Here is a 15672-nt window from a genome sequence, read left to right as displayed (position 1 = left end):
GGTTCGCCGGCCTCTGGGTGGCCGGCGTTCTGGCGGTTGGTATCGTCGGCTTGATCATCAAGCTGTGGCTCGGCGCCTGATGATCAGCGCCGCGTCAGCGCGATGAGATAGCGGGCCTCATCCGTGCCCGGATTGGCAAACACGCAAGGCTGCGGCGCACCAAGCTCCAGACAGTCGCCCGGCAATAGCTGATGCGTCACCGGCCCCTCGGCAAAATCCAGCCGCCCGGCGATCAGCCAGATCTGCTGGCGCTGGAAGGCAAAGGCAGAGGCCGGATAGGGTATGCGCACGCCGGGTGGCAGCGTCACCTCGATGAGGTCCAGCCCGCCGCCATTGGCGGGCGAAATGGCGCGGCGGGTATAACCGGTTTCCGGATCGGTCCACAGCGGCTGATCAGCCTCGCGCGACAGCCGCTCCTCGGCGCGTTCCGCCAGCGCCAAAAGCACTGAAAGCGGCAGGCCGAAGGCACCGGACAGGCGCCCGAGCACCGTTGCCGTCGGGCTTGCCTCGCAGCGCTCGATCTTGCTGATCATCGCCTTCGACACGCCCGAACGGTCTGAAAGTTCCGCCAGCGACCAGCCGCGCGCTTCGCGCTCGATCTTGATGCGATCCGCAATCGCCTGGGCCGACTGGTTTTCGTGCCTGTCCATTCTTGCCTTTTTCCAATCACGTCTCTTATAGTGGACAAAATACACCCTATAGGAAACACCTGCGGGTAGACAAGTTTAACCGGCAATACCGGAGGGGAACAATGCGCGAAATCCGTTTCAACGCTTTTGACATGAACTGTGTCGGCCATATCCAGCACGGGCTCTGGGCGCATCCGCGTGACCAGTCGCACCGCTTCAACGAGATCGGCTACTGGATGGATTATGCGCAGCGGCTGGAAAAAGGCCTGTTCGACGGCATATTCCTCGCCGACGTGGTGGGTGTGAACGATGTGCTGGGGGCAAGCCCGGATGCCGCCATTCGCGGCGCCGTGCAGGTGCCGGTCAATGATCCGATGATGCTGGTGCCGGCCATGGCGGCGGTGACGAAACATCTGGCCTTCGGCGTCACCGTCAACCTCACCTATGAGCCGCCGTTTCTGTTTGCACGGCGCATGTCCACCCTCGATCACCTGACGGGTGGACGCATGGGCTGGAATATCGTCACCGGCTATCTGGACAGCGCGGCGAAGGCCATCGGCCTTGATGCGCAGGCCGCCCATGATGATCGATACGATCTGGCAGACGAATATATGCAGATCATGTACCGGCTATGGGAGGAAAGCTGGGAGGAAGATGCCGTGCTTTTCGACCGGGCCGCCCATCTCTATGCCGATCCAACCAAAGTTCACAAGATCCGCCATGAGGGCAAGCAATACCGGCTGGATGCCATGCACCTCACCTCCCCCTCGCCGCAGCGCACGCCGATGCTCTATCAGGCGGGCTCCTCCACCCGTGGCCGGCAATTTGCCGCGACCCATGCCGAATGCGTTTTCGTCAACGGCCAGAAGATCGAGGGCGTGAAGGCAATCGTCGATGACATCCGCGCCAAGGCGGTGGACTATGGCCGTGAGGCACAGGATGTGCAGGTCTTCATGGGCGCCACCATCATCACGGGCCGGACGGAGGCGCAAGCACGCGAGAAATTCGAGGATTACCGCCGCTATGTGAGTTCGGAAGCCGCTCTCGTGCATGCGGCGGCCTCGCTCGGCATCGATTTTGCCAAATATGATCTGGATGAGCCGATCAACACGGGCAAAAGCAATGCCATCGTGTCGAATGTGGAAGCCGTGAGCCGTCAGGCCGGCCCGCAATGGACCAAGCGCAAGCTTCTGGAGCAGATGGTGCTGGGCAGCCGGCAGACACCGATGATCGGTTCTGCCGAACAGATCGCCGACCAGCTGATGGCCTGGTCGGGCGAGGCCGGCATAGACGGCTTCAATCTGTCACGCAGCGTCGTGCCGGAATGCTTTGACGATATCATCGCGCATGTCGTGCCGATCCTGCAGGAGCGCGGCGTCTACAAGACCAGCTACCGGGAGGGGCCTTTGCGCGAAAAGCTGTTCGGCAGCCCCCACCTTCCCGCCCGCCATATCGGCGCGAGCCAACGGATTCGGAGAGGTTGAAGTGGCAAACGTGCCAGTCACGACACCCCCTCATGCACGCTGGCACATGCTGGGCTGGCTCTGCCTTGCCGTCGTCCTGTCGCTCTCGGCCTGGTTTTCGGCCACCGCCGTTGCGCCGGAAATGACGCGGGATCTGGCGCTGGGGCCCGGCAGCGCCGCCTGGCTGACCAATGGCGTGCAGCTTGGTTTCGTCACCGGCGCGCTTCTTGCCAGCCTCGTCAACCTGCCGGATATCCTGCGCATGAGCCGGCTGGCCGGCGCCTCTGCGGCGCTTGCAGCGCTCGCCAATGCCGGCCTTTTGCTGGAGCCGGGCCTTGCCGGCGCCGTGGCCTGCCGGTTTGCCGCCGGCTTCGCGCTGGCCGGCGTCTATCCCCCGGCCATGAAACTGGCTGCCACCTGGTTTGAGAAAGGCCGGGGCCTGGCACTTGGCCTCGTCATCGGCGCGCTGACGGCCGGATCCTCCCTGCCGCATCTGTTTCGCGGCCTCACGTCAAGCCTGGACTGGCGCATCGTGGTGGAGCTCTCGTCGCTCTGCGGCCTCATAGGCGCGCTGATCTTCCTGGTCGTCGTGCGCGAGGGCCCCTACCCGTTTGCCCGCGCGATTTTCGATCCCCGTCAGATCGGCCAGGTGATGAGGAACCGTGATCTGGCGCTCGTCAATGCTGGCTATCTTGGCCATATGTGGGAGCTTTATGCGCTCTGGGCCTGGCTTCTCGCTTTTCTCTCCGCCTCGCCCGCCGCATTTGCCGGGGCCGCAACCGGGGCCGGATCGCTTGCCACATTTGCAGCGCTCAGCGCCGGCATTGTCGGCTGCATTGCCGGCGGACTCCTGTCGGATCGCTTCGGCCGGGCGCTTACCACCGCCGGCATGATGATCGCCTCGGGAAGCTGCGCGCTCCTCGTCGGCTTCGTCTTCGACGGCCCCTTCTGGCTGCTGATGCTAGTAGTTCTCATATGGGGCATGACGGTGATCGGCGATTCAGCGCAGTTTTCCGCTGCCGCTACCGAGCTTTGCGAGCGCCATCTTGTCGGAACGGCACTGTCGCTGCAGATGGGGCTTGGCTTTGCGCTGACCAGCATCAGCATCTGGCTGATGCCGCAGATTGCCGACTGGCTGGGCAGCTGGCGCTGGACCTTTCTGTTCCTCGCCCCCGGCCCGTTTCTGGGCGCGGCGGCAATGCTTCACCTGCACCGCAAGCGAGAGACCGGCTGAGACGGATCAGGCGCCGCGATTGGGAATGCGGTTTTCCAGAAGCTTGAAGGCATAGACCAGCATGCCGGTGAGGCAGAGATAGATGAGAGCCAGAAGCAGCAGCGGCTCATAGGTCAGATAGGTTTCCTGGCGCACGCGCGAAATGATCGCATAGACATCGACCACGGTGACGGTTGCCACCAGCGGTGTCGATTTCAGCTGCAATACCGTTTCGCCGGTCAGCGTCGGCAAAGCCCGCTGGACAGCGCGCGGCAGCCAGATGCGGCGAAACAGCGTGAATCGGCCCATGCCATAGGCGCGCGCCGCCTCCAGTTCACCCTTCGGCACACCGGCAAAGGCGCCGCGCATCACTTCGCCCTCATAGGCGGCAAAGGACAGCATCAGCGCGGCAAAGCCATAGGGCCAGGCCTGGCGCAGATAGGGCCAGAGGAAGGAGGAACGGATTTCCGGATATTGCGCAAACAGCGAGCCCAGGCCGTAATAGAGCAGCCAGAGCTGCAGAAGAAGCGGCGTGCCGCGGATCAGCGTGCAGAAGCCGCGCGCCGCCCAAGCCAGCGGCCTTGGACCAGTCACCTGGGCAAGCCCCAGCGGCACAGCAAATAGAAAGCCGACAATGGCGGTGGAAAACAGCATCAGCAGCGTCTGGCCGACCCCATAGATCAGCCGCTCCTGATAGCGCGGCAGCCAGTCCCAGCGCATGAACCAGGCCATGCAAAAGACGAGCCCGGCCGCAACAGCCATCAGCACCAGACGGTGCGGCTCAAACAGACTGCGTGCCTTGGGCGGCACATAGGTAACGGGCGCCTGCACCTCGCTCATGCCGCACCTCCCGAACGCACCATGCCACGGCGGGCGCGCTTTTCCAGCATGGAGATGACGACATTCGAGACAAGCGTGACGGCGAGATACAAAGCGCCGGCGGCAAGAAAAAAGGTGAGATAGGCCTTGGTGGTGCCGGCTGCCTGGCGGGTCACGAGCGTCAGTTCGGCAAAGCCGACAACGGCAAGCAGGGCCGTATCCTTCGTCGCGATCAGCCAGAGGTTGGAAAGTCCCGGCAGCGCATAGGGCAACATCGCCGGCAAAGTGATGCGGCGAAGCGACATCAACGGCGACATGCCATAGGCGCGCGCCGCCTCGATCTGGCCCGGCGGCACAGCCAGAATTGCGCCGCGCAGCACCTCGGTCGCATAGGCGCCCTGCACCACGCCAATGACGAAAATGCCGGCGGCAAGCCCGCTGATATCGACGGAGGGCAGGCCCAGCAGATGCATGACCTGGTTCACCGCGTCGGTGCCGGCATAGTAGAGAATGAGGATCAGCACGAGTTCCGGCACGCCGCGCACCACGGTCGTGTAGACCTCGAGCAGATCACGCAGGATAGGGCCACCCCAGAGCTTTCCAGCCGCACCGCCTGTGCCGATCAACAGGCCGAGCAGATAGCCGCCAAAGGCGACCTGCAGCGATGCCAGAAGGCCGGCAAGCAGCACACCACCCCAGCCGGGAGGCGAAAAGGATAAAAGCGTGAGAGTGGCGTCCATGAAGAGGCGCTTTCAAAGCAGTCCATGCACTGCCGGCCAGACACCCGAAAAGGATGACAGACCGGCAGGCAGACCGGAGCGGCTTACTTGCCGTAGATGTCGAAGTCGAAATACTTCTTCGAGATGGCGGCATAGGTGCCATTGGCGCGAACAGCCTTGATGGCGGCGTTGAACTTGTCCTTCAGCGCCTTGTCTTCCTGGCGAAGACCGATGCCGATGCCAGCGCCGAGGATTTCCGGATCGTCCTTCACATTGCCCTTGGTTTCGCAGCAGGCCTTGCCCTGGTCGCTATCCAGAAACGCCTGGAGCGTGATCAGGTCGGCCTGCGTCGCGTCGATACGGCCAGCTGCCAGATCCTGGTTGGCTTCGTCCTGCGTCTGGTATTCCTTGATCTCGGAAACGACCGGGGCGAAATACTTCTTGGCATAGTCGGCCGAAACGGTGGACACCTGAACGCCGAGGATCTTGCCCTTCAGGCCTTCCGGCGTGGCATCGAACTTCTGGCCCTTCGGGCCGATCACGGCGGCCGGCGTGTTATAGTATTTGTCCGAGAAGGCGATCGTCTTTTCGCGTTCCGGCGTAATCGACATCGACCCGATAATGGCATCGATCTTCTTGGTGGTCAGCGCCGGAATGATGCCGTCCCAGGCAACCGGGGTCACGACGCATTTCACCTTGGCTTCACCGCAGAGCGCGTCGATGAATTCAATTTCCCAGCCGACCCATTTGCCGCTCGCATCCGGCGAGGAGAAAGGCGGATAAGGCTCGGCAGCAACGCCGATCTTCAATTCCTGGGCGACAGCAGGCGCGAATGCGGCGACGCTGACGGCCAGTGCCACGGCTGCGGACTTGAGCAGGTTTTTCATGATCTTCCCCTTTTCGGAATGGTCTTTTACGGTTGTCTGTGTAGGTCAGTGAACGGAGCTGATGAATTTCTTCAGCCGCTCCGATTGCGGATCCTCGAATATGGCCTCCGGAGAGCCCTGCTCCTCGATCAACCCGCCATGCAGGAACACGACGTGATTTGCCACCTGACGGGCAAATTTCATTTCATGCGTGACAAGGATCATCGTGCGCTTCTCGCGCGCCAGATCTCCGATCACCGTCAGCACTTCGCCAACCAGTTCCGGATCAAGCGCCGAGGTCGGCTCGTCGAACAGCATGACAAGCGGCTGGATGGCGAGCGCGCGGGCAATGGCTGCGCGCTGCTGCTGGCCGCCCGACATGAAGGCGGGATAGGCATCGCGCTTTTCATAAAGCCCAACACGCCGCAGCAGCGCCTCTGCCACTTCAATGGCCTGATCGCGGGGCTGGCCCAGCACATGCACCGGCACTTCGATGACATTTTGCATCACGGTCATATGCTGCCAGAGATTGAAGCTCTGGAAGACCATGCCGAGTTTTGTGCGGATGCGCTGAACCTGCCGGCGATTGGAGGGCATCAGCCCGCCATTGCCGTCCTTCTTCATCGCGATGGTTTCACCATGGATGGTGACCTGGCCTGCCGTGGGCAATTCCAGTAAATTGATGCAGCGCAGGAAGGTGGATTTTCCCGACCCGCTGCCGCCGATCAAGGCAATGACATCGCCTTGATTTGCCGTGAGAGACACACCCTTGAGAACTTCAAGGGGGCCAAAGCGCTTAAAAAGCCCTTTAACTTCAATGGCTTGCGCCGTATCCGCCATGTTACCTTCACTGCCGGATGTGCCATCATCCGATCATCTGCCAACTGTTCCCCCAGCATTCTTTTTATACAACGGTGCTGGCGCCGCAACTTTGTTGTAAGAGTTTTGCACTTGTCCCCACATTACTCAAGCGTATAATAAAACCCGTCCGAAAATCAAAATTCCAAGCCATTCAGAGGTCTTTCATGAACGGATACGGCTCTCAGGCCATGTCGACATCGCTCACCCGTGTTCTGATGCGCAGACCAGCAGACAGCCTGTTAAAGGCCAAGGCCTCGGACTGGCACTATGGGCCGACATTCAACGCCGAAAAGGCGATCCTCCAGCATCAGCATTTTGCCGCGATGGTTGCGCAATCAGGCGCAGACATTCTCTGGCTGGAGGATGAGGGCGACGGTCTTGCCGATGCCATGTTCACCCATGATCCCTCGCTGATGACAGATCAGGGCGCCGTGATCCTGCGCATGGGCAAGCCGCTGCGCATGGCCGAGCCGCAATTGCATGCCAAGGCCTACCGCGCAGCCGGCATCCCGATCCTTGGCACAATCGAAGCACCGGGCACGGTGGAGGGCGGCGATTGCGTCTGGGTAGACGCAAACACGCTGGCCGTCGGGCGCGGCGTGCGCACCAATCAGGCAGGTATCGAACAGCTGTCGGCCATTCTTGGCCCGATCGGCGTCGAGGTTCTCGGCTATGACCTGCCGCTTTGGGCCGGCGAGGAAGCCTGCCTGCATCTGATGTCGGTCATCAGCCCGCTTACAGAAAAGATGGCGCTGGTGCATGCGCCACTGATGCCGGCTGCCTTCTACCTGATGTTGAAAGCGCGCGGCTACACCCTGATCCACGCGCCGGAAGCCGATTTTGCCGCAAGCAACGGTCTCAACCTCAATGTTCTGCCCTTGAGCCCCGGCAAGGTCATCATGGTCGAGGGTTTTCCAGCCACCAAAGCGGCCATGGAAGCGCATGGCTGTGAAGTGCAAACCTTTGAGGCCGACGCGCTGTGCATTGCCTGCGAAGGCGGCCCGACCTGCCTGACGCGCCCGATCCTGCGGCAGGCCGCGTGACACGCCGGCCCTATCACCGGGCAACGGAAACCGAACGCCGCGAGGACCTCATCGCGGCGACGCTGGATTGCATTGCCGAATTCGGTATTCAGGGCGCAACCGTGCGCCAGATTGCAACGCGTGCCGGCGTGACCGGCGGGCTGATCCGTCATTATTTCGATGGCAAGGATCAGATGATGCAGGCGGCCTATCGCCAGCTGATGTCTGAAATGTGCGCGCCGAGCCATGCGATTGCCGAGAGCGAGGGCACGGGCCGTGACCGTCTGCGCCGCTTCGTGCAGGCCAATCTGGCGCCACCGGTGGCGGAAGCCCGAACCATTTCGCTCTGGGCGGCCTTTATCGGCCATATCCGCGTGGATCCGGTGTTTTCCGCCATTCACCGGGAACACTATACGACCTTCCTCGCCTCGCTGGAAAAGATCCTTAGCGCCTTCTTTCAGGAAAGAGGCTGCCCCGGCGCTGCCGAAACCTACCGGTCCTATGCGATTGCGCTGAACGGCCTGATCGACGGACTGTGGCTGGAGGGCACGCTGGTCTCCGATATGTTTGCTGAAAATGAACTTGCCGAAACGGCATTGATTTCCGTCGAGAGGCTGCTGGGTCTGGAATCCGGCGCGCTTTCTGCTTTCGACGCGACCTGAACTGGAGAAATGACTGTGCGTTACGCATCCATTACCGACCGTCTTGCCGATCTGGGGTCCGGCCGCTGGGCCCTGCATCTGGCTGCGCGCCGCATGAAGGCCGCCGGCGAGCCGATCATCGAACTAACCATCGGCGAACCGGACCAGCCGCCGCACAAAGAGCTGCTGGATGAATGCGCCCGCGCCATGTATGCCGGCCGCACCCGCTATTCCAACGGTCGCGGCGAACCGCCGGTGCTGAAGGCGCTGGTCGAAAAATACTCCAAGCGCCGCCCCGGCGTGACGGAGAAGAACTTCCTCTGCTTTCCCGGCACGCAGACAGCGCTTTACGCAGTGATGACCGGCCTGGTGGAAGCAGGTGACGGCGTGCTGGTCGGCGATCCGCTCTATGCGACCTATGAAGGCGTGATTGCCTCCACCGGCGCGCATTTCATTCCCGTGCCGCTTCGCCCGGAAAACCGCTTCCACATGCAGGCGGAAGATCTGGAACGCGCCGTGACACCGGAAGCCCGCGTGCTTCTTCTCAACACGCCGCACAACCCGACTGGTGCGGTGCTCAGCGAGGCGGAAATCGTTGCCATCGGCAAGATATGCCGCAAGCATGATCTCTGGATCGTCTGCGACGAAGTCTATGAACAGCTGATCTTTGGTGAAGACTTCGCCTCGCCCTTCGACATGGCGGATCTGGCAGAGCGCACCATCGTCGTCTCCTCCATCTCCAAATCGCATGCCGCACCGGGCTTTCGCAGCGGCTGGGCAGCCGGACCGGAGGAATTCTGCCTGAAGCTGCTGCCGGTTTCGGAAACCATGCTGTTTGGCGTTCAGCCCTTCATTTCCGACATGACGGCGCTGGCGCTGTCAAAACCCTTCGAGACCGCCGGCGTGATGCGCACCAATTATCAGCGCCGCGCAACGATCGTGCAGGACACGCTGGCCGGCAGCAATCTCCTGAAGCCGATGATGCCGGAAGGCGGCATGTTCGTCGTGGTGGATGTAACGGCAACCGGTCTCGACGGCGCCGATTATGCCTGGGAACTGCTGCAAACGGAAAAGGTGGCGGTGATGCCCGGCGCGTCCTTCGGCCATCAGGCGGCAGGCTTCATCCGCATCTCACTGACCGTTCCGGATGACGTGCTGGAAGAGGCGGTCAAGCGCATGGCAACGCTTGCCGGGCGTCTTGCGGCATTGCCGGCAGACCAGAAGCCAACCGCCATGCGGCTTGGCGCCTGATCAGGAACAAAAAGACAGCGCCCCGATACGCGACCGGGGCGCTGGTCTTGCTATAGCTTGCCGGCGCCGGCATTGGCCTTCACATAGGCCGGCACCTCGGCAGCCGGGATAGGCGGCTTGCCATACAGCGAGGGCTTCCAGCCCAGATCGTCAGAGATCGGCTTCTTCGGATCCTTGTTGAGCAGGCTGGCGAAATCGGCCGGTGCACCATTCACCACAGAACCCTGGTCAAAGAAGCGCGTACCGCCCTGCACCGTGACAACATCAGCGATATCGCCATTCTGGATGTCGAAGACATTGGCTTCTGAATAGATGGCCGATTCCTTGCCCACGCCAAATGCGCTGCGGAAGATCGGCGCATCGCCCATGTTCTTCAACGCCAGTTCATGCTTTTCCCGCAGGTCCGTCACGCCCTTCAACGGCACGGCGGCCACGCCGGAAACATAGTTGTTATAGCTGTGCACCTTGCCGAAGCGCACGCGCGGCAGGCGCTGGCCGGCATTGTCAAACCAGTTGGCGCGGTAGGTCACGTTCAATTTGCCCGCATCCTCGACACGGCTGTCGCTGCCACCGATCAGCGATGTCTTGTCGTGGCCCTGGAAGTGGTTGTAGGTCAGCGTCACCAGATCGGCACCATTGGTGATATCCACCTGGCCATCGTGATGCTGCACCTTCTGCTCCACCATATTGTGCGGGAAGGGATAGACGGGCGGGAACAGCTTGTCGGGACGATCGCCATCGGTGAAGGTGCAATGGTCGATCCACACCCGTTTGCCGCCACTGATCGAGATATTGTCATAGTCGGAATTCCAGCGACCACCGGGGCAAAGCTGCGGTCCGGTTGCGGCATCGACAAAACTCTCCTGACAACCGGGATAACTTGTATCGACCTTCCAGGAATCGCCCGGGTCCCAGGTCGGGAAATAATCGAAAGCATCCTCAAAGGTAATGTTGCGGATGATGACGTTTTCCGTGCCCTCGCCGATCACCAGACTGCCCTTGATGATCTTTGCGTCGGTACCGATACCGATCAGCGTCGTGTTGGAGGTGATCTTGATGACCATACGGGCTTTCTGCATGTCTGCAGACCGCTTGCGCGCCTCTTCCAGAGGCCCGGTCAACTCCCGCTCCGGCCGCTTCTTGTCCGTCAGCTTGACGTTCCAGACCGAAGGCGCATAGGCCTTGCGATAGGCGTCCACGTCATAGGCAGGATCGGCATAGTCCTTTTCCGTCAATTCCTTACCGGCATCGTCGGCAGACAGGTTCACCACACCCTTCACCTGGATAATCTTTGGCAGACTGGGATTTCCGCCCGCCTGCAATGCCTGAACCAGTTCGGCGCGATTGGTGACCACATAGATATTGGCCTCGGCTGCCTTGGCACCGCCATCGGTGCCAGCCGCCCAGCCATCATTTTCCACAATCGCCTGCCGCAGCAGATCCGTCTGCGCCTCTACCGCCGGCCCATAGGCGACAAAGCCTGCCAGCAGTGCAGCAGCCAGGCACGGCATCCTTCTCAATCGCTTGCTCATGATTTCTCCTCCCATGAAGCACGCCAGCGCAACCGCAGCTGGCGCTACGGAAATCTATAATACACGTTCGGAGGAAGTCATATGATAAATTTCGCCAATAGGTAGGATGAGCCTGTTCAGATACCCAGATAGCGATCCTGCAGCTCGGCAGACAGCGTATCGGGTGTACCGGCCCAGACCGTGCGACCATTTTCGAGCACGACGCAGCGGTCTGCGACCGGTAGCAGTTCCGACAATGTCTTGTCCACGACGAGGATCGACAACCCGTCATCCTTCAGCGTGCGGATGGCCCGCCAGATATCCTGGCGGATGACCGGTGCGAGGCCCTCGGTTGCCTCATCAAGGATCAGCAGGCGCGGATTGGTCATCAGTGCACGCCCGACCGCCAGCATCTGCTGTTCGCCGCCAGACAGCGAGCGGGCCATCTGGTCGCGCCGTTCGGCAAGCCGTGGGAAGAGATCGTTGACGCGTTCCAGCGTCCAGCGACCGGGACGTGCAGCCGCCACCAGATTTTCATAGACGCTCAGATTGGGAAAACAGCGCCGCCCTTCCGGCACCAGGCCCACGCCAAGCCGGGCCACCTTATGCGGTGGCTGGCGCAGGGTTTCCTTGCCATCGAAGAAGATGCGGCCGGATCGCGGCGGCATCAGGTTGCAGATCGATTTGATCGTCGTCGATTTTCCCATGCCGTTGCGGCCCATCAGCGCCACGACCTCACCCTCGGCCATGCGAAATTCCACGCCAAACAGGGCCTGGCTGCCGCCGTAAAAGGTGGTGATATCCTGAACATCGAGCAGCATCAGGCGTGATCTCCCAGATAGGCTTGTCGCACGGCCGGATCATTGCGGATTTCAGCGACCGTTCCCGAGGCAATCACCCGGCCATAGACCAGAACCGAGATGCGGTCGGCCAGCGCAAAAACGGCGTCCATATCGTGTTCCACCAGAAGGATCGGCGCTTCCTGGCGCAGGCTGTGGAGAAAACCGGTCAGCACCTTGGAGCCTTCCGGCCCCATGCCGGCCATCGGTTCATCGAGCAGGAAGGCCTTCACATTGAGCGCCAGCGCAATGGCAATCTCCAGCTGGCGCTTTTCGCCATGCGACAGTTCGGAGGCCGGCACATCGGCGCGGCCCCCAAGCCCGACGCGCTCGAGCTTGGCCATGGCCTCATCCCTCAGCGACGCATCCTGCATGACCGGCTTGAAGAAGCGGAAGCTGGAGCCCTGGCCCGCCTGCACCGCCAGCATGACATTGCGCAGCGCCGAAAACTCGCCGGCAAGCGACGAGATCTGGAACGTGCGCCCAAGCCCCAGACGTGCGCGCTCGGCCACCGGCAGATGGCTGATATCGCGGCCAACCAAGCTGATCTTGCCGGAATTTTGCCGCAGCGTGCCGCAGATCTGGTGGATGAGCGTAGACTTGCCGGCCCCGTTCGGGCCGATCAGCGCATGGATTTCGCCGGGATAAAGATCTATCGACACGCCATCGGTCGCCTTCAGCGCGCCGAAGCTCTTGTGCAGATCACGGATGGACAAAATGGGATCAGCCATGACGCACCTTTCCGGCCAGAAGCCCGATCACGCCACCGCGGGCAAAAAGAACCGTGCCGAGAAGAATGAGGCCGAGGAAGAACTGCCATCGCTCGGTCAAGCCACCGAGCAGATATTCGAGGATCACGTATAGGGCAGCACCGGCCACCGGTCCCATCAACCGCCCCGTGCCGCCCAGAATAATCAGCACGATCAGTTCGCCCGACATGTGCCAGGAGAGCATGGAGGGGCTGACAAAGCGGTTGAGATCGGCAAACAGCGCGCCTGCCACAGCCGTCAGCATGGCCGAAATGACGAAAGCCGTCAGGCGGATCGGCATCGGCGAAATGCCGATCGAGGCGACGCGCACTTCGTTTTGCCGCACCGCCTGCAGGGCCGCGCCGAAGCGCGAAGCCTTGATCAGCGCCGAAAGCACCAGCCCGACGATCAGCACGCCATAGCAGATGAGAAAGAAGTTCAGCGGCCGCATGCTGTTGACGCCGGGAAACTGGTTGCGCACGGCAATCGATAGCCCGTCCTCGCCACCATAGGCCGGCCAGGAAATGGCGAAGTAGTAGACCATCTGCGCAAAGGCGAGCGTGATCATGATGAAGTAGACGCCGGAGGTGCGCAGGCTGATGACGCCGATCAAAAGCCCAAGCAGACCGGCAGCTGTGATGGCGACCAGCCAGACGATGAGCATCTGGCGCGTGCCTTCAAAACCCAACACCATTGGTTCGCCGGAAAAGGCATGGGCAGACAGAATGCCGGCCACATAACCGCCGACACCGAAGAAGGCGGCATGGCCGAAAGACACAAGCCCGCCAAGCCCGAGCGCAATATTGAGCCCGGTTGCCGCCAGCGCCAGGATGGCGATGCGGGTGGCAAGCGTAATGGTGAAGGTCTGGCCCATGGCCTGCGCGATGAAGGGCACCGCCAGCAACAGAGCGGCCAGAACAAGGTTGATGATGGTTTCGCGCTTCATGATGGGTTGATCCTCATGCCTGCGCCGGGAACAGCCCGCGCGGTTTGACCGCCAGGATGATCGCCATCAGGATATAGATGAGCATGGAGGCAAGCGACCCGCCGATCAGGCCAGCCTGGGCCGGCGGCACGACAAGCGCAAACACCTGCGGCAACAGGAAGCGTCCCATCGTGTCGACAACGCCGACCAGCAGAGCGCCGATGAGTGCACCCTTGATGGAGCCGATGCCGCCGATGATGATGACGACGAAGGCCAGAATCAGCACCGGTTCCCCCATGCCGACCTGCACCGATTGCAGCGCGCCAACCATGGCACCGGCAAGCCCGGCAAGGGCTGCCCCCAGCGCAAAGACCAGCGTATAGAGCGTGCGGATATCGACGCCGAGCGCTGCAATCATCTCGCGGTCGCTTTCGCCGGCCCGGATGCGCATGCCAAGCCGCGTCTTGGAGATCAAAAGATAGAGCCCGAGGGCTACCAGCGCGCCGGTAACGATGATCGCCAGACGATAGACCGGATATTGCGCGCCGCCCGGCAGTTCCATTGCCCCTTGCAGGGCGGCTGGAATATCGAGATAGAGCGGAAACGAGCCGAACAGCCAGCGCGTACCTTCTGAAAAGATGAGGATCAGCGCGAAAGTGGCCAGCACCTGGTCCAGATGATCGCGATCGTAAAGCCTGCGGATCACCGTGATCTCGATGATGGCACCGGCAGCCGCCGCCGCCGCAAGGCTTGCGATGACGCCGAGCCAGAAGGAACCGGTCCAGGCCGCCACGCTTGCGCAGGCAAAGGCGCCGACCATGTAGAGCGAGCCATGGGCCAGATTGATCAGGCCCATGACGCCGAAGATCAGCGTCAGCCCGGCCGCCATCAGAAACAGCATGACGCCGAGCTGAACCCCGTTCAGCAACTGCTCGATTGCCAGAGCAAAGGTCACGAGGCGTCCTTACTTCTTGCAGTCTTTTGCATAGGCATCGCCGTGATCGGTGAAGATCTTCTCGACGATCTTGTTGGTCAGCACACCATTGTCCTTCACCACTTCGGTCACATAGATATCCTGGATCGGATGACGATTGGTGTTGAACTTGAACTTTCCGCGCGGCGACTGGATATCGGCCTTCTTCAATTCCGCAGCAAAGGCTGCCGTATCCTTGATGCTGGCCTTGGCAGCGGCAGCGACAATCAGCTGACCCGCATCATAGGCCTGCACGGCATAGATGGATGGCAGGCGGCCATATTCAGCCTGGAAGGCCGGCACGAACTTTTTGTTTGCCGCATTGTCGAGATCCTTGGCCCATTGGCCGGATGCCTTGGCACCGAGTGCAGCATCACCGATGGCCGGCAGAACGTCCTGGCTGAACGAGAAGCCGGGGCCGATGACGGGGATCTTCACGCCCGATTGAGCATATTGCTTCATGAAGGCGATGCCCATGCCGCCGGGCAGGAAGGCAAATACGCCGTCGGCACCCGAGGCGCGGATCTGGGCGATTTCAGCTGCATAATCCGTCTGGCCAACCTGAGTGTAGATTTCCTTGCTGACATCGCCCTTGAAGTAGCGCTTGAAGCCGGTCAGCGAATCCTTGCCCGCCGGATAGTTGGGGGCCATGATGAACATCTTCTTGTAGACCTTGTTGGCATATTCGCCCATGGCCTCATGAAGATTGTCGTTCTGGTAGGCGGCGTTGAAATAGAGCGGATCGCATTTCTCTCCGGCCAGCGCCGCCGGTGCGGCATTGGTGGAAATGTAGAGCTTTTCCTGCGCCACGACGCCGGGCACCACCGCCATCAAAAGGTTCGACCAGACGATACCGGTCAGGATATCCACCTGGTCGCTCTGGATCATCTTGTCGGCGATCTGCACGGCCAGTTCCGGCTTCTGGGCATCATCCTCGGTAATGACGGTGATATCCTTGTTGCCGGACTGCTTGATGGCCAGCATGAAGCCATCGCGCGTATCGACGCCGAGGCCAGCGCCGCCGCCCGACAGCGTGGTGATGAGGCCGATCTTGATCGGTTCGGCCATGGCAAGCGAAGAAGAGCCCAGAGCGAGCGCCAAGGTTGCAGCCTTCAGAATGGTCTTCATGTCATGCACTCCCGTTTTTGCTGATGTTCCAGTGATTGTTCTTGTTGTGGCGGGCTTTTATCC

16 protein-coding genes are annotated in these 15672 nt (G+C 61.3%); 5 read left to right on the top strand and 11 right to left on the bottom strand.

Features of this window, described 5'->3' with window-relative positions; translation table 11 throughout:
* Positions 1-83: 83 nt before the first annotated feature.
* Positions 84-650 carry an XRE family transcriptional regulator gene (locus tag E8M77_RS14745; RefSeq protein ID WP_137131399.1) on the bottom strand — a complete coding sequence of 189 codons (567 nt, stop codon included), beginning with the start codon at positions 648-650 and terminating at the stop codon, positions 84-86.
* Positions 651-751: 101 nt separating this feature from the next.
* Here E8M77_RS14745 and E8M77_RS14740 point away from each other — a divergent pair, with 101 nt between their 5' ends.
* Together E8M77_RS14740 and E8M77_RS14735 are read left to right on the top strand one after the other, a co-directional pair.
* The gene (locus tag E8M77_RS14740) at positions 752-2113 is read left to right on the top strand and encodes an LLM class flavin-dependent oxidoreductase (RefSeq protein WP_137131398.1); all 1362 of its coding nucleotides are present in this window, start codon (positions 752-754) and stop codon (positions 2111-2113) included.
* A gap of 1 nt (position 2114) precedes the next feature.
* Complete coding sequence (locus tag E8M77_RS14735) at positions 2115-3326, top strand: MFS transporter (protein ID WP_246659272.1); 1212 nt, start codon at positions 2115-2117, stop codon at positions 3324-3326.
* 6 nt (positions 3327-3332) lie between these two features.
* On the opposite strand, the gene E8M77_RS14730 is transcribed toward E8M77_RS14735, so the two are convergent.
* The 4 genes from E8M77_RS14730 to E8M77_RS14715 form a co-directional block, all read right to left on the bottom strand.
* Positions 3333-4145 carry an ABC transporter permease subunit gene (locus E8M77_RS14730; protein ID WP_137131397.1) on the bottom strand — a complete coding sequence of 271 codons (813 nt, stop codon included), beginning with the start codon at positions 4143-4145 and terminating at the stop codon, positions 3333-3335.
* Positions 4142-4864 carry an ABC transporter permease gene (locus E8M77_RS14725; RefSeq protein ID WP_137131396.1) on the bottom strand — a complete coding sequence of 241 codons (723 nt, stop codon included), beginning with the start codon at positions 4862-4864 and terminating at the stop codon, positions 4142-4144. Before E8M77_RS14725 ends, E8M77_RS14730 begins: the two co-directional genes overlap by 4 nt.
* Positions 4865-4947: 83 nt before the next feature.
* Positions 4948-5730 (bottom strand): transporter substrate-binding domain-containing protein, encoded by a 783-nt coding sequence (locus E8M77_RS14720; protein WP_137131395.1) that lies wholly within the window; start codon positions 5728-5730, stop codon positions 4948-4950.
* A 45-nt stretch (positions 5731-5775) separates the two neighbouring features.
* Positions 5776-6549 carry an ATP-binding cassette domain-containing protein gene (locus tag E8M77_RS14715; RefSeq protein WP_137131394.1) on the bottom strand — a complete coding sequence of 258 codons (774 nt, stop codon included), beginning with the start codon at positions 6547-6549 and terminating at the stop codon, positions 5776-5778.
* A 185-nt stretch (positions 6550-6734) separates the two neighbouring features.
* Between E8M77_RS14715 and E8M77_RS14710 the strand changes: the two genes are divergently transcribed.
* From E8M77_RS14710 to E8M77_RS14700, 3 genes are read left to right on the top strand one after another with little or no spacing between them, the layout of a single operon-like run.
* On the top strand, positions 6735-7613 hold the full coding sequence (locus E8M77_RS14710) for an arginine deiminase family protein (protein ID WP_137131393.1): 879 nt from the start codon (positions 6735-6737) through the stop codon (positions 7611-7613).
* Complete coding sequence (locus E8M77_RS14705) at positions 7610-8254, top strand: TetR family transcriptional regulator C-terminal domain-containing protein (RefSeq protein ID WP_137131392.1); 645 nt, start codon at positions 7610-7612, stop codon at positions 8252-8254. Before E8M77_RS14710 ends, E8M77_RS14705 begins: the two co-directional genes overlap by 4 nt.
* Positions 8255-8269: 15 nt before the next feature.
* Positions 8270-9484: a pyridoxal phosphate-dependent aminotransferase gene (locus tag E8M77_RS14700; RefSeq protein ID WP_137131391.1), complete on the top strand. Its 1215-nt coding sequence runs from the start codon at positions 8270-8272 to the stop codon at positions 9482-9484.
* A 50-nt stretch (positions 9485-9534) separates the two neighbouring features.
* Here E8M77_RS14700 and E8M77_RS14695 read toward each other — a convergent pair whose 3' ends face one another.
* From E8M77_RS14695 to E8M77_RS14670, 6 genes are all read right to left on the bottom strand, one after another.
* Positions 9535-11016 (bottom strand): PbsX family transcriptional regulator, encoded by a 1482-nt coding sequence (locus E8M77_RS14695; protein ID WP_137131390.1) that lies wholly within the window; start codon positions 11014-11016, stop codon positions 9535-9537.
* Positions 11017-11132: 116 nt separating this feature from the next.
* Complete coding sequence (locus E8M77_RS14690) at positions 11133-11819, bottom strand: ABC transporter ATP-binding protein (protein WP_170975906.1); 687 nt, start codon at positions 11817-11819, stop codon at positions 11133-11135.
* Entirely contained in the window at positions 11816-12565 is a 750-nt protein-coding gene (locus tag E8M77_RS14685; protein WP_137131388.1) for an ABC transporter ATP-binding protein, read from the bottom strand. Before E8M77_RS14685 ends, E8M77_RS14690 begins: the two co-directional genes overlap by 4 nt.
* Positions 12558-13529: a branched-chain amino acid ABC transporter permease gene (locus tag E8M77_RS14680; protein WP_137131387.1), complete on the bottom strand. Its 972-nt coding sequence runs from the start codon at positions 13527-13529 to the stop codon at positions 12558-12560. Before E8M77_RS14680 ends, E8M77_RS14685 begins: the two co-directional genes overlap by 8 nt.
* Positions 13530-13542: 13 nt before the next feature.
* A complete protein-coding gene (locus E8M77_RS14675; RefSeq protein ID WP_137131386.1) occupies positions 13543-14463 on the bottom strand; it encodes a branched-chain amino acid ABC transporter permease in 921 nt (306 codons plus the stop codon).
* A gap of 9 nt (positions 14464-14472) precedes the next feature.
* Positions 14473-15609: an ABC transporter substrate-binding protein gene (locus tag E8M77_RS14670; RefSeq protein ID WP_137131385.1), complete on the bottom strand. Its 1137-nt coding sequence runs from the start codon at positions 15607-15609 to the stop codon at positions 14473-14475.
* Positions 15610-15672 lie beyond the last annotated feature (63 nt).

Source organism: Rhizobium sp. FY34 (assembly GCF_005222845.1).
In the GTDB taxonomy this organism is placed as follows: domain Bacteria; phylum Pseudomonadota; class Alphaproteobacteria; order Rhizobiales; family Rhizobiaceae; genus Neorhizobium.
This window is presented reverse-complemented; position numbering and strand designations above follow the sequence as displayed.

What these genes read in the sequence shown, in the direction of transcription:
- E8M77_RS14745 (WP_137131399.1), bottom strand. Translation starts at nt 650, where the DNA reads ATGGACAGGCACGAAAACCAGTCGGCCCAGGCGATTGCGGATCGCATC.
- E8M77_RS14740 (WP_137131398.1), top strand. Translation starts at nt 752, where the DNA reads ATGCGCGAAATCCGTTTCAACGCTTTTGACATGAACTGTGTCGGCCAT.
- E8M77_RS14730 (WP_137131397.1), bottom strand. Translation starts at nt 4,145, where the DNA reads ATGAGCGAGGTGCAGGCGCCCGTTACCTATGTGCCGCCCAAGGCACGC.
- E8M77_RS14725 (WP_137131396.1), bottom strand. Translation starts at nt 4,864, where the DNA reads ATGGACGCCACTCTCACGCTTTTATCCTTTTCGCCTCCCGGCTGGGGT.
- E8M77_RS14720 (WP_137131395.1), bottom strand. Translation starts at nt 5,730, where the DNA reads ATGAAAAACCTGCTCAAGTCCGCAGCCGTGGCACTGGCCGTCAGCGTC.
- E8M77_RS14715 (WP_137131394.1), bottom strand. Translation starts at nt 6,549, where the DNA reads ATGGCGGATACGGCGCAAGCCATTGAAGTTAAAGGGCTTTTTAAGCGC.
- E8M77_RS14710 (WP_137131393.1), top strand. Translation starts at nt 6,735, where the DNA reads ATGAACGGATACGGCTCTCAGGCCATGTCGACATCGCTCACCCGTGTT.
- E8M77_RS14695 (WP_137131390.1), bottom strand. Translation starts at nt 11,016, where the DNA reads ATGAGCAAGCGATTGAGAAGGATGCCGTGCCTGGCTGCTGCACTGCTG.
- E8M77_RS14685 (WP_137131388.1), bottom strand. Translation starts at nt 12,565, where the DNA reads ATGGCTGATCCCATTTTGTCCATCCGTGATCTGCACAAGAGCTTCGGC.
- E8M77_RS14680 (WP_137131387.1), bottom strand. Translation starts at nt 13,529, where the DNA reads ATGAAGCGCGAAACCATCATCAACCTTGTTCTGGCCGCTCTGTTGCTG.
- E8M77_RS14670 (WP_137131385.1), bottom strand. Translation starts at nt 15,609, where the DNA reads ATGAAGACCATTCTGAAGGCTGCAACCTTGGCGCTCGCTCTGGGCTCT.